This window comes from Streptosporangiales bacterium (genome assembly GCA_009379825.1).
Classification (GTDB): Bacteria; Actinomycetota; Actinomycetes; order Streptosporangiales; family WHST01; genus WHST01.
Genome location: WHTA01000086.1, coordinates 1 through 21551 on the forward strand (window position 1 = coordinate 1; position 21551 = coordinate 21551).

Genomic DNA, 21551 nt, shown 5'->3' on the forward strand with positions numbered 1-21551 from the left:
CCACCTCTCCAGGCGCTTCACCCGCCACCGCAAACCCCGCATCGGGCAACACGGCACGGTTGATGAGCAAGCTGGTCGCAAGAGCATCACCCTCTACACCGACCCCCACGGAAACCACACCCAACGCTTACTCGCCATGTGCTGGAGCCTGTCGCAACACCCCGCCTGGCACGCGTTGGAACGCTGGACCCACATGCTCGGCTTCGGCGGCCACTTCCTCACCAAAGCCCGCCGCTACAGCATCACCTTCGGCTACCTCCGCACCATCCGCACCGCATGGCGACGCACCAATCAGCAACAGCCATCCCCCGGTGCCGAACCTGAGATCCGCGCCGTCGACACCGGCGACGACGACACCACCCTCGTCATTAACACCCTCACCTACACCGGCACCGGCTGGCGCAGCAACGGCGACGCCATGCTCGCCAACACCGCCGCCACCCTCGCCCGCGACCGAGAACACATCGCAGCCGAGGAAGCCGCTCTCGCGGCGTAAGCGCAATCAACCGAAAGGACAAACCCTGGAAGGAAAACACGCACATGGATGAGATCGAAGGACTCTGGACACCAGATCAGGTAGCGGCTTACCTCAAGGTTCCCAAGGAGACCTTGTATCGGTGGAGCTACCTCGGCATCGGCCCGAAAGTCGGACGTGTCGGCAAGCACCTGCGCTACGACCCTGACGACGTACGTGCATGGTTCGAGCAGCAGAAGCGAGGGGCTGCTGCATGAGCATCCAACGACGCGGCAGCAAGTGGCGCGCCCGCTACTACGGACCCGACGGACGCGAACGCAACAAGACGTTCAACCGGAAGGTTGACGCCCAACGATGGATCGCCGACCAGAAGGCACGTATATCTCGTGGCGAGTGGGTCGATCCGGCCGCCCTACGCGTCGAGTTCGGCGTCATCGCCGAAGAGTGGTTTGGCACCACCTGGCACCTGAAGCCACGCACTCGTGACGGCTACCGTCGTATCCTCGATCGGCGAGTGCTGCCGCGCTGGCGGCACGTCCAGATGGGCAAGGTTGCCGGTTCCGTCTCCGATTGGGTCACCTACCTCGGCAACGCTGGTCTCTCCGCAACCGACATCCGACAGACCGTCTACGTCTTCTCAGCCGTCTGCCAGTACGCCATCCGCACCGGCCGGCTCCATGTGAACCCACTCGGAGGCATCAAACTTCCTCGACTGAAAGCAGCTCGTGAACGTGTCTTCCTCACTCACGCCGAAGTCGCCAAGCTCGCCAGCGAAGTGGGCAAGTATTCCCTTTTCATCCGTACGCTCGCCTACACCGGTATGCGCTGGGGTGAGGCCATTGCGATCCGCGTCCGCGACTTCGACCCTGTCCGCCGCCGGCTCCGTGTCCACCGCGCCTACGCTGACCTGGCCGGCAAGCTCGTTGAGGGCACACCCAAGAGTCACCAAGCACGAGACGTACCGGTCCCACCGTCACTGTGCGATGAGCTGACGAGCCTAGTTGAGGGACGCAAGCCTGATGATCTGATTTTCACGGCGGCTGGTGGTGGGCCACTGCGGCACTCGAACTTCCGCCGGGATGTCTGGATCCCCGCCGTCAAGGCGGCCGGCTTCGAAGGTCTCACTATCCACGGGCTGCGGCACACCGCGGCCTCGCTGTACATCTCGGCCGGGACTCCGCCGAAGGTGGTGCAGCGGGTCCTAGGCCACGCGTCGATCACGATCACGATGGATCTCTACGGCCACCTCTACGCGGACGAGATGGACACCTGGGCAGAACACCTCGACCAAGCGGCTCAGCACGACGACGTAAGGCCAGAATGCGGCCAACCTGACGATGATGAGGGTGACGACGGAGCCACTGGCGTAGGTGCAAGCCTGTGACCTGCGGAAATGGTGGAGCCGGCAGTCGGGCTCGAACCGACGACCTTCTGTTTACAAGACAGACGCTCTGCCAACTGAGCTATGCCGGCGACGCGTTCCAGGGTAGCGGCTCGATGCGGGCTACGTGATGCGGCGGATGCCGCGGCGGATCTCGCGGGCGGCGTCGTCGAAGAAGGGCTCGGCGACTACGAAGATGCCGAGGCCGGTGAGGATGCCGACCACGACGTTGATGCTGGTGCGGCCCTTGTCGTGCCAGTAGACGTCTTCCAGGTTGAGCAAGAGCGCTGCTTCGTCGGCGATGAGGGCGGCGCCGGCGCCGAACGCGATGCCGGTCAGGGGGCGGTGGCCAGGCTTCGGGGTGCGGCGCACCGCCTGGAGCGCGACGCCGGTGAGCATGGCGATGCCCCAGTTGTAGTGGTGCAGGTGGTAGTTGCCGGTCTTCACGTTCCGCACGGGTAGCCAGCGCCAGTTGCGCTTGATGCTGTGCGTCACCAGGCGGCACAACCCGAACGTCGCGCCGAACGAGGCCCACGACAGCAGCAGTGTCTCGGTCAGCGGGTCGGCTTCCTCGAAGTACGCGCGGATCAGCCGCTCCGGCAGCGTGCCGCGGCGGCCGGTCTCCAGGCCGGTCTCGCGGCGCTTCTCCCGGTGCTCGCGCCGGTGCTCACGCCACTCGTCCGGCGTGTCGGCGTGCGATTCGTAGTGGTAGCTGTCCACGAGAGCTCCCGCCCGATGGTGATGTCTCGGCCATTCCTACCACCTCGCCTACCGGTCCTGACCGGGCACCGCGACCACCGGCCTGGTCGGACCGATACGGTGCAGGTATGCCTGACCTCACTGCCGGGCGCGTCATCGCGAACCGGTACGAGATCGTCGCGCTGATCGGTCGTGGCGGCGCGGCGAGCGTGTGGCGGGCGTACGATCCCGCGCTGCAGCGTGAGGTGGCCGTCAAGGAGCTCATGATGGCCCCGCACCTGGCGCTCGAGGAACGCCGCCGCTCGATGCGGGAGGCTCGCACGGCGGCCCGGGTGCAGCACCCGGGGGCGATCCCGATCTACGACATCGTCACCGACGCCGAGCAAGTACTCATCGTGATGGAGTACGTACGGGCGCCGACGCTCACCGACCGGATCGCGAAGGTGGGCGCGCTGCCGCCGGAGTTCGTCGCGGCACTCGGTATCCAGCTGGTGGACACGCTGGAGGCCGCGCACAACAACGGCATCGTGCACCGCGACATCAAGCCGGCGAACGTCATGATCACCGACGACGGCCGCACCTGCCTGGGCGACTTCGGCGTCGCCATGCTGGTCGACCGCACCGGGCGCGCCAAGGCGGGCGTGGCCGGCGGTACGCCTGGTTACATGTCGCCTGAACAGGCCGAGCAGAAGGACATCAGCTCCGCCAGCGACATCTTCAGCCTCGGCGCCACCTTGTTCTTCGCCGCCGAGGCGCGCGGCCCGTTCGACCGGCAGGACTGGCGCGACGCCGTCAAGGCCGTCAGCACCGAGCCACCGGCCGTACCGCGGCGCGCCGGCCCGCTCGCACCGGTGTTCCACCGGATGTTCCTCAAGGCCCCGGACCAGCGCCCCAGCCACGACACCGTGCGCCGCGAGCTGTTCCAGATCCTCGCGAAGCGGATGCCGCAGCTGCTCGACGAGAGCGCGCCGACGTTCGACAAAGGGCCGGTGCCGCCGCGGCTGCCGCTGCCAGGCAACACCCGCGAACGCAACAAGCCGGACGCCAACAAGCCGGACGCGCTGCCGAACTCGCCGGTGCCGCCACCGCGGCTGCCGCTGCGTCCGAAGACGCAGGAACAGGGCGGCGACAAGTGATCACCGCTGCGCGGTGAACGCGTTCACGTGGCCCAGATCGTGCCGCTGCGCAGCACCGAAGACAGCGTGCGTCTCCTCGCGGATCCGGTCGAGAGCCTCCTCGCCGAGCATCATCTTGCGCGCCATCCAGCTCGGCTCGGTGCCGCCGTGCCAGCTGACGACCAACCGACCACCGGGCCGCAGGATCCGGCGCAGCTCGGTCAGGGCACCGGTCAGGTCGCTCCACATCACGACGTTGTTGACCGCGACGACGGCGTCGGCGTGCTCGTCCGGTAGCCCGGTCTCCTCCGCCCTGCCGACGCCCAGCTTCGCCCGTCCCGCCTCGACGGCCGCCTGGTTGCGCTCGCCGGCCATCGCACACATCGCGTCGGACGGGTCCACCCCGGTGACCGTGGCGCCCGCGTCGAGCAGGGCCTCCACCAGCGCCCCAGGGCCGTAGCCGACCTCCACGATGTGCTCGCCGGCCTGCGGCTGCAGCAGCTGCAGTACGTCCGCCTGCTCAGGGTCGTTGCCGCGGCTCATCAGCCGCCTCATGACCTTGGCGAGCCGGCCACGAGGCAGCCCGAAGCCGGTCACCTGCTTCCCCGTCAACCACGATGCTGAGCGCGTCTCCTCCATGTGCCAAGCATCACACCGAACGCCTGCGGCTGCTCCGAATACCCGTTACCATCGGGGACGTTGGACATGGTATGAGGCTGCATCTCACGGCGGGGCCGTCCGATCCGGCGCTGCTCGACCTGCCATGGTCCAGGCCGCTCGCGGAGTGGCCGTCGGACCACCTGGTGGCGTATCCGCGCGGCCTCTCCAGGCACACCGTGCGCTTCGTACGCAACGCCGGTGTGGTCTACGCGGTCAAGGAGACCTCGCAGCGCGCGGCCGAGCGCGAGTTCCGGCTGCTGCGCGGGGTGGCTCGCAAGGACGTCCCTGCGGTCGAGGCGGTCGCCGTCGTCACCGACCGCACGGCTGAGGACGGCAGCCCGCTCGACGCCGCACTCGTCACCAGGCACCTCACCTTCTCGCTGCCGTACCGCGCACTGTTCTCGCAGGTGCTGCGGCCGGAGCGGGCCCAGCGGCTGCTCGAGGCGCTGGCCGAGCTGCTGGTGCGGCTACACCTCGCCGGCTTCTACTGGGGCGACTGCTCGCTGTCGAACACACTGTTCCGCCGCGACGCCGGCGCGCTCGCCGCGTACCTGGTGGACGCAGAGACCGGCGAGCTGAAGGGCGACCTCAGCCACGGCATGCGGGAGAACGACCTCACCATCGCGTCCGAGAACATCACCGGCGACCTGCTCGACCTGGAGGCGGCCGGGCTGCTGGACGACCGGCTGGACGCGCTGGACACCGCGACCGAGATCGAGCGGCTGTACCATGAGCTGTGGTGCGAGCTCACCCGTGAGGAGGTGCTCGACGCGGACGACAGGCACCTCATCGACTCCCGGGTGCGGCGGCTCAACGACCTCGGCTACGACGTGGCCGAGCTGCAGGTCAGCACCGACGAGACCGGCGGGCGGCTGGTCGTACGTACGGAGGTCGTGTACCCGGGCCTGCACGCCCGCCGGCTGCACGAGCTGACCGGCCTGGCCGTACAGGAGCGGCAGGCCAGGCGGCTGATGAGCGACATCAGGGCGTTCCAGGCGGCGAAGTACCCGGACGGCGACGTCCCGTCGAAGCTGGTGGTCGCCCACCGCTGGCTGGTCGAGGTGTTCGTGCCGATCGTCGAGGCCGTGCCCAAGGAGCTGCGCGGCAAGCTGGAGCCGGCACAGATCTTCCACGAGGTGCTCGAGCACCGCTGGTACCTGTCCGAACGCGAGAAGCACAACGTCGGCCTGCAGGCTGCCCTGGACAGCTACGTACGTGACGTGCTCGTGCACAAGCCGGACGAGCGGGCCGTGCTCGGCGCCGACCTCGCCGACGTCGGCTGACCGCGCCGGGTCAGGCGGCAACCACGGTACCCAGCGACCGCACTGCGGGCTCGGTCCAAGCGCCGGTGGTGATCACCATGACGTGGTCGATGCCGAGCCGCCTGATCGCCTCGCACCTGCGGGCGAACGAGTCCGCGGACTCGCCCGGCTCGAGCCTGGTGGCCATGGTCCTCTCGATCTCGTCGTACGGCCGGCCCACCGCGTCGCAGTGCCGCGCCAGCGCGTCCAGCGCCCGCTTCGCGGCCGCCCCGCCGTCCGGGATGTCGAAGATGTTGCATGCGTCCGCGTACTGCGCCACCAGCCGCAGCGTCTGCTTCTCCCCCATGCCACCGACGACGATCGGCGGGTGCGGACGGCGCAGCGAGTTCGGGCGGTTCAGTGGGCGCTCCAGCCGGTAGTGCGCGCCGTCGAACGGTGACTCGTCGCCGGCCCACATCTGCCGGGCGAGCCTGAGCGTCTCCTCCATCCGCTCGAACCGCTCGGCCACCGGCGGGAACGGCATGCCGAAGAACCTGCCCTCGGTGTCGCCGGTGTGCCCGATGCCGAGTCCGCACCAGGCCCGGCCGCCGGAGAGCACGTCCAGGCTGGTGACGGCCTTCACCAGCAGCGCCGGCTCGCGGAACGTCACCGGGCTGACCATGCTGCCGAGCTCGACGCGCTCGGTCTTCGCCGCGAGGTAGCCGAGCGTGGTGTACGCCTCGAGCAGCGGCTCGTCCGGCTGCGTACCCGGCTCGGCCTGCATCAGGTGGTCGGCGACCCACACCGCGTAGACGCCGACCTCCTCGGCGAGCTGCGCGGTCCGGCCGGCCGCGGTACGCAGCGCGGCCGCACCGCCGGGCCACGAGTGGTTCGTCAGGCTGATACTGATCCGCATGACCTCTCCCCGCCACAAATTTTATGGTAACTCTAAAATTCATGTCACCGTAGCACAACTGATACGATCATGGCCGTGGAAGCCGAGCAGGGGCTGCGCGCACGGAAGAAACGGCAGACCAGGCAACTCATCACCGAGCGCGCATTCGCGCTGTTCGCGGAGCGCGGTTTCGAGGGCGTCACGGTCGCCGAGGTCGCGCGTGCCGCCGATGTCTCCGAGGCGACGGTCTTCAACTACTTCCCGACCAAGGAAGACCTGATCTACCAGGAGATGGAGGAGTACGAGCAGCACCTGATCCGGACGATCCGGGAACGGCAGCCGGGCGAGACCGTCCTCACTGCGTTCCGGCAGCTGGTCGTGGAACCCGGCGGCCTGCTCACCGACGACGATCCGGCGGCCGAACAACGACTCGCCGGGTCCGTACGGATCGTGCAGGAGAGTCGCGCCCTGCAGGCACGCGAACGGCGGAACTTCGAGCGGTACACGCAGCTGTTGGCCGAGCTCATCGCCGAGGAGTCAGGCGCGGACCCGTACGACGTCGAGCCACGGGTGGTCGCCAACGCGCTGCTCGGCGTCCAGCAGGCGCTGCTGCAGTACCTGCGGAGGAACGTTCTCGCCGCCATGCCCAGGGACAAGCTCGTCTGGGAGATCCGCCGACAGGGCGAGCAGGCACTCGCGCTGCTGGAAAAGGGGTTCGCCGGGTACCCGGGCTACCGGGCAGGGTCCTAGCCACGCTCGCGGGCGCGGGCGATCTCGTACAGCGCGATGCCGGCGGCGACGCCGGCGTTCAGCGACTCGGCGGTCGGCGCGATCGGTATCCGCGCCAGCTCGTCGCACGCCTCCCGCACCAGCCGCGACAGCCCCTTGCCCTCCGCGCCGACGGCGAGCACGAGCGGGCCGTCGAGCAGGTTCGACGCGGCGATGTCCGTTGTCGCCTCGCCGGCAAGGCCGACCACGAACATCCCCCGATCGCGGTACGCAGCAAGCTGCCTGGTGAGGTTCACGGCACGAGCTACTGGCACCGCCGCGAGCGTGCCCGCCGACGCCTTCCACACGGCGGGCGTAACGCCGGCGGACCGCCGCTGTGGCAACACCACGCCGCTCGCGCCGAACGCCGCCGCCGACCGGATGACCGCGCCGAGGTTCTGCGGGTCGGTCACGCCGTCGAGCGCGATGATCACGCCGCCGGTCAGCTCGTCCGGGTCCACGTACGCGTACCGCCGCGCGGTGAGCACGACGCCCTGGTGCGGCACGCCACCGGCCAACCTCTCCAGCTCGTCGCGGGTGGACCTGCGGACGGTCACCCCGGACGCCTGCGCGGACCGCACGGCCTCGGCCACCCGTTCGCCGCCGGCGTCCGCGACGTACAACGTCTTCGCCGGCACGCCTGCACGCAACGCCTCGACGACGGGGTTCCTGCCGGCGACGACGTCATCGCCGGAGGCGGGACGCTGCTGCCGCCCCCGGCGGCTCATCCGAGCGACCAGCGGGGTCCGCTCGGGGTGTCCTCCACGACGATGCCGGCGGAGCTGAGCCCGTCCCGCAACGCGTCCGCGGTCTGGAAGTCCTTGCGGGCGCGGGCCTGCTGGCGCTGCTCCAGGGTGACCTCCACCAGCCGCCCGAGCGCCTCGCGGGTCTTGGCGTCGTCGCCGCTGCTCGCCCAGGTCTCGGCGAGCGGGTCGAGGCCGAGCACGCCGAGCATGGCGCGCACGTCGCCGAGCGCCTTGCCCACGTTCTCCTTGTCGCCGTCGGCGAGCGCCTCGTTGCCCGCTCGTACGGCCGCGTGCACCGCCGCCATCGCCTGTGGGGTGCCGAGGTCGTCGTCCATCGCGGCGCGGAACTCCGCGGGCACGTCCGCCGCCGGCGGCAGGATCCCGACCAGCTCCCCCGCCCGGGTAACGAAGCCCTCGACCCTGCGGTACGCGGCCGCCGCCTCGTCGAGCAGGTCCTCGGTGTAGCTGACCGTGGACCGGTAGTGCGGCGCGACCAGATAGTAGCGCAGCTCCACCGGGCGCCACCGCTTGGCCAGCTCGGTGAGCAGGATGGTGTTGCCGAGCGACTTGCTCATCTTCCGCGCGCCCAGGTTGAGCATCCCGTTGTGCAGCCAGTACCTGGCGAACCCGTCACCGGCGCCACGCGACTGCGCGAGCTCGTTCTCGTGGTGCGGGAAGATCAGGTCGTTGCCGCCGCCGTGGATGTCGAACTCCGGCCCCAGGTACGTGGTGACCATGGCGGAGCACTCCAGGTGCCACCCCGGCCGGCCGGGCCCCCAGGGCGTCGGCCACGCCGGCTCGCCCGGCCGGGAGCCCTTCCAGAGCGTGAAGTCGAGCGGGTTGCGCTTCGGCCGCTCCGGGTCGGTCTTCTCCGTCTCCGACATCTCGTCCAGCCGCTGCCCGGACAGCCCGCCGTACTCCGGCAGCGAGCGCACGTCGAAGTACACGTCACCGCCGCTGGCGTACGCGTGCCCGTTGTCGATCAGCCGCTGCATCAGCTCGATCATCTGCGTGATGTGGCCGGTGGCCAGCGGCTCGACGGTCGGCGCGCGCAGGCCGAGCAGGTCGTACGCGCGGCGCATGGCGTCGATATTGCGCTGCCCGACCCGCCACCAGGGCACGCCCTCCTCGGCGGCCAGCCGGATGATCTTGTCGTCGATGTCGGTGATGTTGCGGGCGAAGACGACGTCGTACCCGCTGAACTCCAGCCACCTGGCGAGCACGTCGAAGGTGACCTTGTTCCGCGCGTGCCCGATGTGCGGCGGCGCGTAGACGGTGTCACCGCACAGGTACAGGGTCACCGTGGGCGGGTTGAGCGGCTCGAAGGCGCGCACGGATCGGGTACCGGTGTCGTACAGTCGCAAGCTCACCTACCCCAGGGTAGAGCCTCAGGCGGTGAGGCCAGGCCCGGCGTCGCCCATGGCGCGGGATTGCTGGTTCCTGGCCCAGGACGTGCCGTACTCGGTGTCCTCGCAGGCCCGGGCGGCCGGGCCGAGGTGCAGCGGGCGGAAGGTGTCGACCATGACGGCCATCTCGTCGGTGGACGGCTTGCCCACCGACGCCTCCACGCTGCCCGGCTGTGGCCCGTGCGTCACACCGCTGGGGTGCAGCGAGATCGACCCGATGTCGATGCCTGACCCCTTGCGCGCGGAGTAGTCGCCGCCGACGTAGAACATCATCTCGTCCGAGTCGACATTGGCATGGTTGTACGGCACCCGCACCGCCCGCTCGTCGAAGTCGAGCGCGCGCGGGCAGAACGAGCACACCACGAAGTTCGGCCCCTCGAACGTCTGGTGCACCGGCGGCGGCGCGTGGAAGCGCTTCACGATCGGCTCGAAGTCGTGGATGTTGAACGCGTACGGGTACAGGTAGCCGTCCCAGCCGACCACGTCGAACGGGTGGCCGGCGTAGGTGAGCCGGCTCAGCCCGGCACGGTGCCGCACCAGCACCTGGGTCTCGCCGCCGTCGACGACCAGCGGCTCGGTGGGCGCGCGGAAGTCGCGCTCGGAGTACGGCGCGTGCTCGAGCAGCTGCCCGTACTGCGAGAGGTACCTGCGGGGCGGCCGCACGTGTCCCTTCGCCTCGAACGTCATCACCCGGGCGGACTCGTCGCCTCGCGGCGAGAACCGGTAGGTGGTGGAGGCGGGGACGACGACGTAGTCGCCGGCGGCGACGTCCATCGCGCCGTAGACGCTCTCGAACCACGCAGCCCCCGACTGGACGTAGAGGATCTCGTCGCCGACCGCGTTGCGGTAGAGCTCGTTCGACTGGTCCGTCGCGACGAACGAGATCCTGATGTCGTCGTTGGCGAACAGCAGCTGCCGCCCGGCGACGACGTCGCCGCCGACGGGCAGGTTCTGGGTCTGGTAGCCGCGCGGCAGCAGCGGATAGTTCGGCTGCGTCTCGTCCAGCGCCTGCGGCCGGTCCACCGCCTCCGACTTCACGATCGCGGTGGGCAGGTTCACGTGGTAGAGCAGCGACGCGTCGGAGGAGAACCCCTCCTCGCCCATCAGCTCCTCGTGGTACAGCGACCCGTCCGGCTTGCTGAAGAGCTGGTGCCGTTTGCGCGGCAGCTCACCTACGGCGCGGTAGTGCGGCATGGGCGTCTCCTCCCCGTCGTCCTACCGGCCAGCGTCGTACCGGCAGCATGCCCCGTCAAGACGCGCACGCCCGGTGCTAGCGTCTGCGCCATGCTCCTCGACTCGCTCGTCGACGATGCCGCCGTGTTCCCGCCGGGGAACGCAACCATGCCGAGTGCCGTGGACGGTTACCTCAGGTACAGCGGCACGTCCGCCGTCGCCGTGCTCGGCCGGTTCCTCTGCCCGGCGTCCCGCTTACCCGAGTGCGCCGCCGACCTGGCCGACGACATCCGGCTGGCCGTCGGCGTGGTCGCCGACACCGGCGCGCGGGGCATCGGGCCCGCGCTCGACTTCGCCGCGCGCACCCACCGGCTGGTCGTGCAGGCCGTCGAGGTCGCCCTGCCGGCCGACGCCAAGGACATCCGTACAGCTTCGAGCGAGCTGGTCGCGCTGCTGCCTGTGGTCGACACGTACGTGGAGGTGCCGCGCAAGGAAGGGTGGCGGGAGGCGCTCGACGTGCTCGCCGAGCACGGCAGGTATGCGAAGCTGCGCACCGGAGGCGCGGCCGGCACCGTGCCACCGGCCGCCGGCGTGGCCGCGTTCATCACCGCCTGCATCGAGCGGTCGCTGCCGTTCAAGTGCACGGCAGGGCTGCACCACGCCGTACGTTGGCAGGACCCGACGCTCGGCTGGCACCACGGCTTCGTCAACCTGCTCGCCGCCGTGCACGCCGCGCTTTCGGACGGGTCGTCGGGCGCGGTCGTGGATGCGCTCGAGCTGACCCGCACCGACGCACTGCTCGCCGCGCTGCCGCAGACCGACGACGAACGCAAGGCGGTACGTGCGGTGTTCCACGGGTTCGGCTCGTGCAACATCAACGACCCGATCACCGACCTGCAGCGGCTCGGACTGCTGCCGAGCTAGCCGACCTGGCGCAGCACCTCGGCGGCGACGTACTCGACGTGGTCGAGGTCGGCGATGTCGAGCGTCTGCAGGTACACCCGCGACGCGCCCGCGGCCGCGTACTCGCCGATCCGCTCCACCACCTGCGCGGCCGACCCCACGAGCCCGGTGTCGCCCGTGTCCGCCCTGCTACGCCCGACGGCGGCCAGCCGGCGGTCCACGTCGGCGTCGGTCCTGCCGCAGAAGACGGGGAGCGCGATCGAGTACCGCATGGTCGCAGGCTCCCGGTTCGCCAGCCCGCAGGCGGCGTGCACCCGCGCGTACGACTCCTTCGCCTCGGCGACGGTGAGGAACGGCGCGTTGAACTCGTCCGCGTAGGCCGCGGCCAGCGCGGGTGTGCGCTTCCTGCCCTTGCCGCCGACGATCACCGGCGGGTGCGGGCGCTGGGCCGGCTTCGGCAGGCCGGGTGACTCCGCGACGTCGTAGTAGCTCCCGCGGAAGCCGAACGTCTCGCCGTGCGGGTTCTCCCACAGCCCGAGGATCACCGTGAGCTGTTCCTCCAGCCGGTCGAACCGCTCCTTCAGCCCCGGGTACGGGATGGCGTACGCGCGGTGCTCCGCCTCGAACCAGCCGGCGCCGAGGCCCAGCTCCACCCGGCCGCCGCTCATCTCGTCGACCTGGGCGACCTGGATCGCGAGCGGCCCCGGGTAGCGGAACGTCGCGGACGTCACCAGGGTGCCGAGCCGGATCCTGCTGGTCTCGCGCGCCAGGCCGGCGAGAGTGAGCCACGCGTCGGTGGGCCCTGGCCGCGGGTCGACGTCCCCCATGTGCAGGTAGTGGTCGGAGCGGAAGAACCCGTCGAAGCCGAGCTCCTCGGTGGCGCCGGCGAGGCGGAGCAGGTCCGCGTAGCTGGCACCCTGCTGCGGTTCGGTGAAGATGCGAAGTTCCATGCCTCATCCCTACCGCATCTGCCGCCGCCATGCGCGAACCACGGCCCTCACCTGAGGTATCCGGGTGACGAGTGTCCACCCTCCCTGCGGTCGGTGGGCCGGTCGCGCCCGGTCGGCCGCTCGGCCCGAGCCAGCCCGCGGCTCGGCCTGAGCTTGCCCTGCTCGACCTGCCGATGCAGGTCCGCCACCACGCCCCGCGAGTCGTCGGAACGCGGAGACCCGCAGACCACGAAGGTATGGCGCTGGGCGTCGATCGGGTGGTGTTCGTACGCCGCCCCGAGCACCCATCGGCCGGTCGGGAGCTGGTCGGACTCCCACGCCGGCTGCTTCGGCGCTTTCCGCGGGTCGATGCCCCGCGGGGTGTGCGCTACCGGATGGACGTCGCCGTCCACCGCGGCTCGGCGTCCCCGACACGCGCTCGGTCGCCGACCGGCGTGTACCGCAGGACATCGTTGGCGGCGGTGTACACCGCCGCGTAACGCCAGGTGGACTCGCTGTCCAGCGGGCCGAAACCTTCCTGAGCCCGGCGCGGGCCGTCCGCTCGCTGCGCCGCGGGAATCCCCCGCAGGCCCCGCAGCGGATGCTCTCGCCGCTCCTGATGCAGCCGTTCCACGACAGGCGCCGGTTCGCCGGACCGCACCTGGCCACACGCGGTGAACGCGTGCGGAGGGGCGTCGCTCATGCCCGGGTTCTCCGACATCACCGCAAGCAGCCAGTCCCCGTCCGGCAGCTGGTCGGACCCGCGGGCAGTGCTCCGGGGAGCGCTGTGCGTCTCGACGACGGGACGCACGTCACCGTCCCAGCGCGGGCGGCCATCCCTGGACGAGACCCGCTCTCCGACCGGTGTCAGCCGAGCCCGGTCCGCCACAGCGCCGCGTAGGTCCAGCTGCCGTACATGTTCGGCCACGACGTCGTCTCGCGGTAGGCCTCGTCCATCGCCGCCCTTCACTGGCTCGATCCGCGCCCGATCAGCGTAGAAGACGCCGAACCGCTCGTGGTGCCGTTGCGGCCCGCGAGGAACTAGCCGTGCCAGGACTGCCAGAGCGCGGCGTACGGGCCGCCGGCGGCGACCAGGTCGTCGTGGCTGCCGAGCTCGGTGATCCGGCCGTCTTCCACGACCGCCACCCGGTCGGCGTCGTGTGCGGTCTGCAGCCGGTGCGCGATCGCCACCACCGTGCGCCCGTCGAGCACCGCCGCGAGCGAGCGCTCCAGGTGCCTCGCTGCGCGCGGGTCGATCAACGACGTCGCCTCGTCGAGCACGAGGGTGTGCGGGTCGGCGAGTACCAGCCTCGCCAGTGCCAGCTGCTGCGCCTGCGCCGCCGTGAGCGTGTGCCCGCCAGAACCCACCTCGGTGTCCATCCCGTCCGCCAGTGCCTCCGCCCAGGGCAGCGCGTCGACGGCGCACAGCGCCCTGCACACCTGGTCGTCGGTCGCGTGCGGGCTGGCCATCACCAGGTTGTCGCGTACGGTGCCGACAAAGACGTGGTGCTCCTGGGTGACGAGCGCGACCTGCCGCCGCAGGTCAGGCAGCGGCAGCTCGGTGAGGCCGACACCGCCGACGGTCACCTTCCCCGACCCCGGCGGGTGGATGCCCGCGAGCAACCGGCCCAGGGTCGACTTGCCGGCACCGCTCGGCCCGACCATCGCGAGCCGCTCGCCGTCGGTGATGTCGAGGTCTACGCCGTGCAGCACGTCGTGCCCTTCGGTGTACGAGAACCGCACGTCCCGCGCGGCCACCTCGGTGCCTCCCGGCCGCCGGCCGGCGACCTCCCGGTCGTCGGCCACCACGCGCACGCCGAGCAGCCGCGCCAGCGACGCCGCACCGACCTGGAACTCGTCCAGCCAGGAGATCAACCGGTCGACCGGGTCGATCAGCTGCTGTGCGTACAGCGTCGCCGTGGTCACCTGGGCGATGGTCGCCCAGTCCTGCGCGTAGAGCAGACCGCCGATGACCAGCGTGCTGACCACGGGGATGAGGTACGCGATCTCCACCGAGGGGAACCAGACCGTACGCAGCCACAGCGTGTACCGCTCCGCGGCGTACGAGTTGCGCACATCGTCGTCGGTGCGGTCGATGCGCCGCTGCTGCAGGCCGAGCGCCTCGGTGGTGCGCGCGCCGTCGACGGTCTCCGCGAGGCTGGCGTTCATCTCCGCGTACGACGCGTCCTCGCGCAGGTAGCCGGCGGGCGCCCGCTTCAGGTACCAGCGCGTGCTGGCCCACAGCAGCGGGACGCATAACACGCACGGCAGCGCCACCAGCGGGCCGACGAGCACCAGGGCGACCACGGTGAACAACACCGTGACGATGGCGATCAACGTCTCAGGCACGGCGTACCTGACGCTGCGGGCGAGCGACTCGATGTCGCGCGACGACCTGGTGGTCAGGTCACCTGTGCCGGCGCGCTCGATCGTGCCGAGCGGCAGCGCGAGCGCACCGGACACGAAGTCCTCGCGCAGCTCGGCCATCACCCGCTCGCCGAAGACGAGCGAGTAGTACCTGGCCCGCTGCGTCAGCAGCGTCTGCAGCAACAGGAACACGGCGAGCAGCACGGCGAACAGGTCGACGCGCACCGGCGCCGTACCCGTCACCACGCCCTCGACCAACCGGCCGAGCAGGTACGGGCCGGCGAGCCCGGTGGTCGCCGCGAACGCGTGCAGCACGACGGTCGCCAGCAGCTGACGCGGGTGCCTCCGCATCAGCTCGCCGGCGTACCGCCGCACCTCGGCCGCGTCGGCGACCGGGAGCCTGGCGCTCACGCGACCTCCTCCGTCTCCACTTCGTCCTCGTCCCTCGTGACCACCCGGCGGTACTCCACCGACGCCGTCAGCAGGTCACGGTGCGCACCGACCGCGGCGACCCGGCCGTCCGCGACGAACACCACGCGGTCGGCGCGGTCGAGCACCAGCGGGCTGGTCGTGACGAGCACCGTGGTGCGCCCGGCCCGTGCGGACCCGATGCGTTCGGCGATCCGCGCCTCCGTGTGGGCGTCGACCGCGGACGTCGGTTCGACGAGCACCAACACCTCGGGATCGGCGAGCAACGCGCGGGCGAGCACCAACCGCTGCCGCTGGCCACCGGAGAACGACCGGCCGCGCTCCTCCACCTCCGCGTCCAGCCCGGCGGGCAGTGCCTCGAGCACGTCGGCCGCGGATGCGGTGTGCAGGGCGGCGTCGAGCTCGGCGTCGGTGGCGGTGCCCGCGGTGTCGAGCTCGGTGCGCAGCACACCGGTGAACAGTTGGCTCTCCGCGTGGTTGACGACGATCCTGCGCCGCACCTCGGTGAGCGACACCTCGGCGAGTGGGATACCGCCCCACGCCACGCGGCCGTCGACGTACCTACCGAGCCGGTCGGCGAGCAGCACGCCGTCGGCGGGATCGGCACATGCCACGGCCGTCAGCGTCGCCGGCGGCACCGACAACCCAGACTCCTCGTCGTGCAGCGTCGCCGGGCCCACGGGAGCGTCGCCGCCGCGATCGACCACCTCGGGCTCGATCCGCAGGATGGCGATCACCCGACGGGACGCGACCAGCGCCCTGGTGACCTTGTGCACGGCCTCCGTCGCCGTGGTCAACGGCATCACGAGGAACGCCGCGTACCCGTAGAACGCCACCAGCTCACCCGGGCTGATGGTGCCGGCCATCGCGAACCTGGCGCCGAGCCAGGTGACGAACACGACGAACACGCCAGGCAGCAGCACCTGCAGTGCGTCGAGCACCGAGTGCACCCGCGCGACCCGTACGCCCGAGTCGCGCACGCGCTGCGACCCTGCCACGTAGCGCGCGGCGAAGGTCTCCTCACCGCCGATGCCGCGCAGCACCCGCAGTCCGGTGACGATGTCGGTAGCCAGGGTGTTCAGCTTGCCGCCGAGCTCCCCGCTGCACCGCCTGCCGGTCGTGCAGCGGCCGCAGGATGAGGCCGAGCGCCGCCACGAGCAGCGGCATGCCGATCAGCACCACCAGGCCGAGTGTCACCGACGACTGCAGCAGCACGACCGCCACCACGACGAACGACACGACAGCGCCGGCGAGCCGGCCGGTCACCTCCATCGCGTTGCCCACGTACGAGATGTCCGTCGCACCGATGCTGACGACCTCGCCGGCGGCCACCCGCTTCGGCAGCGTGGAACCGAGCCCGGTCGCGTGCCTGACCACCAGCTGCACCGTGCGATACGCGGCGGTCAGCCAGTTCGTCACCGCGTACCTGTGCCTGGCGATGCCCGCCGCGGCCTGCACGCAGCCGACGCCGAGCAGCACCGCACCCCAGCCCGCAAGCGCCCACGTGTCGCGCGCAGCCACACCGTCGTCGACGCCGCGCCCGACGACCGCGGGCATCGCCGCCTGCGCCACCATCCAGACGATCCCGAACGCTGATCCGCCGACCAGGGTAGCCGCCTGTCGACGTGCGACCCAGGCCAAGAACCTGGCCGGGGAGCGCACATCGGCGTGGCCGGGATCCGGCAGGGGAAGCGCTTTCATGGCAGACGACGACCGTACGGAGAACGACCGCCGACGGCAACGGATTTTCCGCCGCCGGGCCTAGGGCCAACGACCGAGCACCGGCGCGGCTGCCGGCCGATGTGCTTGCGCGCCACGTCGACGAGGATCGGGCCAGAGTTCCCGAGGAGGCGGAGATGTACGACTACGTGATCGCGTATGAGACCGAGTACCGGTTGGCCGAGCTCCGCAAGCACGCTACGGACTTCCGCACAGCCTGCAGATCGCTGCGTGAGTCCGCCCGCAAGCAGGGCAGCACCAACTGGCTGCTGGCCCTGCGTCGATCGCTACGCCCGTGCGGCTGCTGAGCCACCAGGCACGGCCTCGGCGTCAGTTGTCGCCGAGGCCGTGGCGTTGCGCGTAGAGGGCGGCCTGGGTGCGGTCGGCGACGCCGAGCTTCATCAGCACGTTGGAGACGTGCGTCTTCACGGTCTTCTCCGCCAGCCGGAAGGCCCGCGCGATCTCGCGGTTCGAGCGACCACGCGCCAACTCGGCGAGCACCTCGCGTTCACGCGCCGTGAGTACGCTCAACCCAGGATCACGCTCCTCACCCGCGGCGAGCAGTGCCGTCACCTCGGGTGCGAGGAGTGAGTGCCCGGCGTGCACCGACCTGATGCCCGCGGCGAGCGCCTCAGGTGCAACGTCCTTGTAGACGTAGCCGGCCGCACCCGCACGGATCGCCGGGACGACCGCGGACGGGTCGGTGAAGCTCGTGACGACGAGCACCTTCGGCGTCTCGTCGCGTTCGCGCAGCATCCGCAGCGTCTCCACGCCGTCGACGCCGGGCATCTTCAGGTCGAGCAGCACCACGTCCGGGCCGAGCTCACTGACCGCGTCGATCGCCGCAGCCCCGTCGGCCGCCTCGCCGACCACCTCGATGTCGTCCTGCAGGTCGAGGAACATCCGCAGTCCCTGCCGTACGACCGGATGGTCGTCGACGACGAGAACCCTGATCTGGTCAGCCATCTGGCAATTCCAGCCGTACGGTCGTCCCGTTGCCCGGGCGCGAGCTGATGCTGAACTCCCCGCCGGCGTCCTGCGCGCGCTCGCGCATCGACCCGAGGCCGAGCCGCCGCGAGGTGCGCTCGGTCTCGTCCACGTCGAAGCCGCGGCCGTCGTCGGCGACCTCGAGAACCGCGCCGCCCTCGTCACGGCACGACAGCGTCACCGTGACGTGTTTCGGCTCGGCGTGGCGCAACGCGTTGTGCAACGCCTCCTGCGCGATCCGCACGACGACAGCGGCCCGCTCGTCGTTCAGCCGGGGTACGCACGGCGTGCGCCACTCGATTTCCGGCTCGTGGATCCGGTCGAGCAGCCGCACGTGCTGCTTCAGCACGGCGACCAGACCGTCGTCCTCGAGCTGCGCGGGCCGCAGCTGCCAGATCACCGACCTGAGCTCGCCGACCGCTTCCGATGTGAGCTCCTGGATGCGCCGCAGCTCGCCGTGAGCGCGGTCGGGCTCCTTCTCCAGCAGGGTGCTCAGTGCGCTGGCGGACAGGCGCAGCGAGAACAGCTTCTGCGAGACGGCGTCGTGCAGGTCGCGGGCGAGCCGGTGGCGTTCCTCGACGACGGACAGCTCACGGTTGCGCTCGTACAGCCGTGCGTTGGTCAGTGCGATCGCCGCGTGCGCGGCGAACACCCGGAGCAGTTCCTCGTCGTCGCGGGTGAAGCCGCCTGGCCGCTCCTTGTTCGCGAGGAAGATCGCGCCGACGATCTCGTCGTCGGCAACGATCGGCATGCCGAGGAAGTCCTTCAGCTTCGGGTGTGCCTTCGGCCAGCCGCCGAAGCTCTGGTGCCTGCGGATGTCGTCCAGCCGCAGCGGGTCTGGACGGGTGAGCAGCACGCCGAGCAACCCGTGCTGCCGCGGCAGCGGGCCGATCGCCTCCCACTCCTCGTCGGTGACCCCGTCGGCGACGAACTCGCCGAACGAGCCCTCGTCGTCCGGGATGCCGAGAGCGGCGTAGTTCGCACCCACCAGGCAGCGCGCGGACGACACCACCATCTGCAGCACCTCGCGCACCTCGAGGTGGCGGTTCAGCGCGAGCACCGCCGAGCTGAGCGCATGCAGTTCGGAGACCCGGCCGTCCGCTGGTAGCTCCATACTGCTGACGGTACCCGCACGGACGCGTCGCCGGGATCGGGCGACGGGCCTAGGTCGAAGGACCGAGCCGTTGCCGGGTCCGCGGACCGGTGGCAGGAGCCGTACACCGACGGAGACTGCCGGCATGAGCGACACAACGAACACCAACCAGGTAGCGATCGTCACGGGGGCGTCGCGCGGACTCGGGCGGGCCCTCGCCGAGGCGCTCGCCGGCGCCGGCTGGCAGGTCGTCGTCGACGGACGCGACGAGCAGAAGCTCACCGCCGCCGTGCGCGGCATTGCGGGCGTCACCGTCGTTCCCGGGGACATCACCGAACCGACGCACCAGGCGCGCTTGGTGACGACGGCGACCGGCATCGGCACGCTCCGGCTGCTCGTCAACAACGCCGGGGCGCTCGGCCCGAGCCCGCAGCCTGCCGTGGCCGACTACCCCGTCGACGCCCTGCGCGCCGTCGTGGAGGCGAACCTGATCGCGCCTTGGACCCTCACCCAACGCGCCCTGCCGGTGCTACGCGCGTCGGCCGGCGCGGTCGTCAACGTGACGTCGGACGCGGCGGTCGAGCCGTACGAGGGCTGGGGCGGCTACGCGTCCACGAAGGCGGCGCTCGAGCACGCCTCGGCCATCCTCGCCGCCGAGGAGCCGGCCGTCCGGGTGTGGTGGGTCGACCCAGGCGACATGCGCACGCAGATGCACCAGGAGGCGTTCCCGGACGAGGACATCTCCGACCGCCCGCTGCCGGAGAGCATCGCGCCCGCGTTCGTGCGGCTGGTCGCGCAACACCCGGCGAGCGGCCGGTACCGGGCCACGGACTTCCAGCCGGTGGCGCTATGAGTGCCGTAGCGCAGCTCGAACCGTCCGCGCGCTTCGACTTCGAGCTCCCCGAGGCGCTCGAGGCCCGCGAGCCCGCGGAGGTGCGCGGCTGCGGCCGCGACGACGTGCGGCTGCTCACCAGCGGCATCGGCTCCGGGGTGGTCAGCCACCACCACTTCACCGAGCTGCCCTCGCTGCTCGCCCCAGGGGACGTGCTGGTGGTGAACGTCTCGACCACGCTGCCCGCTGCGGTCGACACGCTCGACGGCCTGACCGTGCACTTCTCCACCCGAGCGGACGACGGCACGCACGTGGTCGAGCTGCGTCGGGCGGGCGAGCGCTACCCGTACGGCCGGGTGGACGACACCCACGAGCTGCCAGGTGGCGCCACCCTGCGGCTGCTCGCGCCGTACACCCGCGGCCGGCTCTGGGTCGCGAGCGTGGACGTGCCCGACATCGTCGGTTACCTCGCAGTGCACGGCCGGCCGATCAGGTACGGGTACGTACGCGACGCGTGGCCGATCGAGGCGTACCAGACGGTGTTCGCCAGCGTGCCTGGCAGCGCGGAGATGCCGAGCGCCGCCCGGCCGTTCACGCCCGAGCTGGTGGTGCGGCTGGTGAACCGTGGCGTCCTCGTCACGCCGATCACGCTGCACACCGGGGTTGCCTCGCCGGAGGCCGGCGAGCGACCGTACCCGGAATGGTACGAGGTGCCGGCGTCGACCGCGCGTGCCGTCGCCACCGCGCGCGCGGCGGGCAACAAGGTGATCGCCGTGGGCACCACGGTCGTGCGCGCACTTGAGACGGTCACCGACCCGTACGGCCGGCTCACCCCGGGAGCCGGCTGGACCAACCTGGTGGTCACCGCGGACCGCGGCGTACGCGCCGTCGACGGCCTGCTGACCGGCTTTCACGAGCCGCGCGCGTCGCACCTGGACATGCTGGCCGCCATCGCCGGCCGCGGCGTGCTCAGACGCACCTACCGCGAAGCGCTAGCCCACGACTACCTCTGGCACGAGTTCGGCGACGTCAACCTGCTGCTGTGAGCCGGCTCCCAGGTACGGTGCGTACCGTGAGGTAGTGGAGAGAGCGCACCCAACGACCCGCGCCTGGTTCCGCCCGAAGGATCTGCTCGACCGCGCCTTCGAGATCGGCATCGTCCTCAAGGGACTCGACGGGGCACTCGAGGTCGTCGGTGGCTTCTTGCTGCTGTTCACCACACCCGAGGCGATCCACCACGTCGTCGCGGCGCTCACCCAGCACGAGCTGTCCGAGGACCCGAACGACTTCATCGCGACGCACCTGCTCCACACCGCACAGGGACTGACGGGTTCTGCGGTGACGTTCGCGGCCGCATACCTCCTCCTCCACGGTGTCGCCAAGGTCGCGCTGGTCCTCGCGCTGCTGCGCAACAAGCTGTGGGCCTACCCGCTGATGATCGTCTTCCTGCTGACGTTCATCGGCTACCAGCTCTACCGGATCGCGCTTGGACCCACCATCGGGCTCATCGCCCTGACCCTCTTCGACACGGCAATCGTCGCCCTCACCTACCGCGAGTACCGCAGACAACGCCGTGCCGAGCGGCCGCCGGACTCCTAGATGAGTGATTCCTTGAAGGGTGTGGTCGGCGCGGCTGCGGAGACGTGGGGCGGAGGGTGTTCAAGATCGATGTGTGACCAAAGAACTGAACACCCTCCTGACAGCACTGTATGTGGTGGTCGACGATCACGTGG

At 70.6% G+C, this 21551-nt stretch carries 21 protein-coding genes, 1 tRNA gene and 1 pseudogene; 9 read left to right on the forward strand and 14 right to left on the reverse strand.

Features of this window, described 5'->3' with window-relative positions:
• The first annotated feature begins 540 nt into the window (after positions 1-540).
• Both GEV07_26480 and GEV07_26485 read left to right on the forward strand, forming a co-directional pair.
• Positions 541-732 carry a helix-turn-helix domain-containing protein gene (locus GEV07_26480; GenBank protein MQA06114.1) on the forward strand — a complete coding sequence of 64 codons (192 nt, stop codon included), beginning with the start codon at positions 541-543 and terminating at the stop codon, positions 730-732.
• A complete protein-coding gene (locus GEV07_26485; protein ID MQA06115.1) occupies positions 696-1859 on the forward strand; it encodes a tyrosine-type recombinase/integrase in 1164 nt (387 codons plus the stop codon). The genes GEV07_26480 and GEV07_26485 overlap by 37 nt, the downstream gene beginning before the upstream one ends.
• 13 nt (positions 1860-1872) lie before the next feature.
• On the opposite strand, the gene GEV07_26490 is transcribed toward GEV07_26485, so the two are convergent.
• A tRNA-Thr gene (locus GEV07_26490) sits at positions 1873-1948 on the reverse strand.
• A 31-nt stretch (positions 1949-1979) separates the two neighbouring features.
• Entirely contained in the window at positions 1980-2576 is a 597-nt protein-coding gene (locus GEV07_26495) for a hypothetical protein (protein ID MQA06116.1), read from the reverse strand.
• 107 nt (positions 2577-2683) lie between these two features.
• Between GEV07_26495 and GEV07_26500 the strand changes: the two genes are divergently transcribed.
• Positions 2684-3691: a protein kinase gene (locus tag GEV07_26500; GenBank protein MQA06117.1), complete on the forward strand. Its 1008-nt coding sequence runs from the start codon at positions 2684-2686 to the stop codon at positions 3689-3691.
• On the opposite strand, the gene GEV07_26505 is transcribed toward GEV07_26500, so the two are convergent.
• Positions 3692-4309 carry a methyltransferase domain-containing protein gene (locus tag GEV07_26505; protein MQA06118.1) on the reverse strand — a complete coding sequence of 206 codons (618 nt, stop codon included), beginning with the start codon at positions 4307-4309 and terminating at the stop codon, positions 3692-3694.
• A gap of 71 nt (positions 4310-4380) precedes the next feature.
• On the opposite strand from GEV07_26505, the gene GEV07_26510 reads away from it, so the two are divergent.
• The gene (locus tag GEV07_26510) at positions 4381-5613 is read left to right on the forward strand and encodes a DUF4032 domain-containing protein (GenBank protein MQA06119.1); all 1233 of its coding nucleotides are present in this window, start codon (positions 4381-4383) and stop codon (positions 5611-5613) included.
• A 10-nt stretch (positions 5614-5623) separates the two neighbouring features.
• Here the strand turns inward: GEV07_26510 and GEV07_26515 are convergent, their stop codons facing one another.
• Positions 5624-6487 (reverse strand): TIGR03560 family F420-dependent LLM class oxidoreductase, encoded by an 864-nt coding sequence (locus GEV07_26515; protein MQA06120.1) that lies wholly within the window; start codon positions 6485-6487, stop codon positions 5624-5626.
• Positions 6488-6556: 69 nt separating this feature from the next.
• Here GEV07_26515 and GEV07_26520 point away from each other — a divergent pair, with 69 nt between their 5' ends.
• Complete coding sequence (locus GEV07_26520) at positions 6557-7216, forward strand: TetR family transcriptional regulator (protein ID MQA06121.1); 660 nt, start codon at positions 6557-6559, stop codon at positions 7214-7216.
• Here GEV07_26520 and rlmB read toward each other — a convergent pair.
• Genes rlmB through GEV07_26535 form a run of 3 tightly spaced genes read right to left on the reverse strand, consistent with a single transcriptional unit; the run spans position 7213 to position 10580 of the window.
• Complete coding sequence (gene rlmB, locus GEV07_26525; protein MQA06122.1) at positions 7213-7962, reverse strand: 23S rRNA (guanosine(2251)-2'-O)-methyltransferase RlmB; 750 nt, start codon at positions 7960-7962, stop codon at positions 7213-7215. The genes GEV07_26520 and rlmB overlap by 4 nt on opposite strands.
• Complete coding sequence (locus GEV07_26530) at positions 7959-9350, reverse strand: cysteine--tRNA ligase (GenBank protein MQA06123.1); 1392 nt, start codon at positions 9348-9350, stop codon at positions 7959-7961. The genes rlmB and GEV07_26530 overlap by 4 nt, the downstream gene beginning before the upstream one ends.
• 18 nt (positions 9351-9368) lie before the next feature.
• A complete protein-coding gene (locus tag GEV07_26535; protein MQA06124.1) occupies positions 9369-10580 on the reverse strand; it encodes a homogentisate 1,2-dioxygenase in 1212 nt (403 codons plus the stop codon).
• A gap of 90 nt (positions 10581-10670) precedes the next feature.
• Between GEV07_26535 and GEV07_26540 the strand changes: the two genes are divergently transcribed.
• On the forward strand, positions 10671-11483 hold the full coding sequence (locus GEV07_26540; GenBank protein ID MQA06125.1) for a hypothetical protein: 813 nt from the start codon (positions 10671-10673) through the stop codon (positions 11481-11483).
• Here the strand turns inward: GEV07_26540 and GEV07_26545 are convergent.
• From GEV07_26545 to GEV07_26575, 7 genes and pseudogenes are all read right to left on the reverse strand, one after another.
• Positions 11480-12412: a TIGR03560 family F420-dependent LLM class oxidoreductase gene (locus tag GEV07_26545; protein ID MQA06126.1), complete on the reverse strand. Its 933-nt coding sequence runs from the start codon at positions 12410-12412 to the stop codon at positions 11480-11482. The two genes, GEV07_26540 and GEV07_26545, sit on opposite strands and share 4 nt — an antisense overlap.
• A gap of 47 nt (positions 12413-12459) precedes the next feature.
• Positions 12460-12804, reverse strand: a complete 345-nt coding sequence (locus GEV07_26550; protein ID MQA06127.1) for a hypothetical protein — start codon at positions 12802-12804, stop codon at positions 12460-12462.
• Positions 12780-13202, reverse strand: a complete 423-nt coding sequence (locus GEV07_26555; protein MQA06128.1) for a hypothetical protein — start codon at positions 13200-13202, stop codon at positions 12780-12782. The genes GEV07_26550 and GEV07_26555 overlap by 25 nt, the downstream gene beginning before the upstream one ends.
• 230 nt (positions 13203-13432) lie before the next feature.
• Complete coding sequence (locus GEV07_26560) at positions 13433-15169, reverse strand: ATP-binding cassette domain-containing protein (protein ID MQA06129.1); 1737 nt, start codon at positions 15167-15169, stop codon at positions 13433-13435.
• Positions 15166-16888 (reverse strand): annotated as a pseudogene (locus GEV07_26565) (ATP-binding cassette domain-containing protein). Before GEV07_26565 ends, GEV07_26560 begins: the two are co-directional and overlap by 4 nt.
• A 348-nt stretch (positions 16889-17236) precedes the next feature.
• A complete protein-coding gene (locus GEV07_26570; GenBank protein ID MQA06130.1) occupies positions 17237-17872 on the reverse strand; it encodes a response regulator in 636 nt (211 codons plus the stop codon).
• Complete coding sequence (locus GEV07_26575; GenBank protein ID MQA06131.1) at positions 17865-19007, reverse strand: GAF domain-containing protein; 1143 nt, start codon at positions 19005-19007, stop codon at positions 17865-17867. The genes GEV07_26570 and GEV07_26575 overlap by 8 nt, the downstream gene beginning before the upstream one ends.
• Positions 19008-19131: 124 nt before the next feature.
• Here GEV07_26575 and GEV07_26580 point away from each other — a divergent pair, with 124 nt between their 5' ends.
• Genes GEV07_26580 through GEV07_26590 form a run of 3 tightly spaced genes read left to right on the forward strand, consistent with a single transcriptional unit; the run spans position 19132 to position 21417 of the window.
• Complete coding sequence (locus tag GEV07_26580; protein ID MQA06132.1) at positions 19132-19839, forward strand: SDR family NAD(P)-dependent oxidoreductase; 708 nt, start codon at positions 19132-19134, stop codon at positions 19837-19839.
• A complete protein-coding gene (locus tag GEV07_26585) occupies positions 19836-20864 on the forward strand; it encodes an S-adenosylmethionine:tRNA ribosyltransferase-isomerase (protein ID MQA06133.1) in 1029 nt (342 codons plus the stop codon). Before GEV07_26580 ends, GEV07_26585 begins: the two co-directional genes overlap by 4 nt.
• Before the next feature lie 34 nt (positions 20865-20898).
• The gene (locus GEV07_26590) at positions 20899-21417 is read left to right on the forward strand and encodes a DUF2127 domain-containing protein (protein ID MQA06134.1); all 519 of its coding nucleotides are present in this window, start codon (positions 20899-20901) and stop codon (positions 21415-21417) included.
• The last annotated feature ends 134 nt before the right edge of the window (positions 21418-21551 follow it).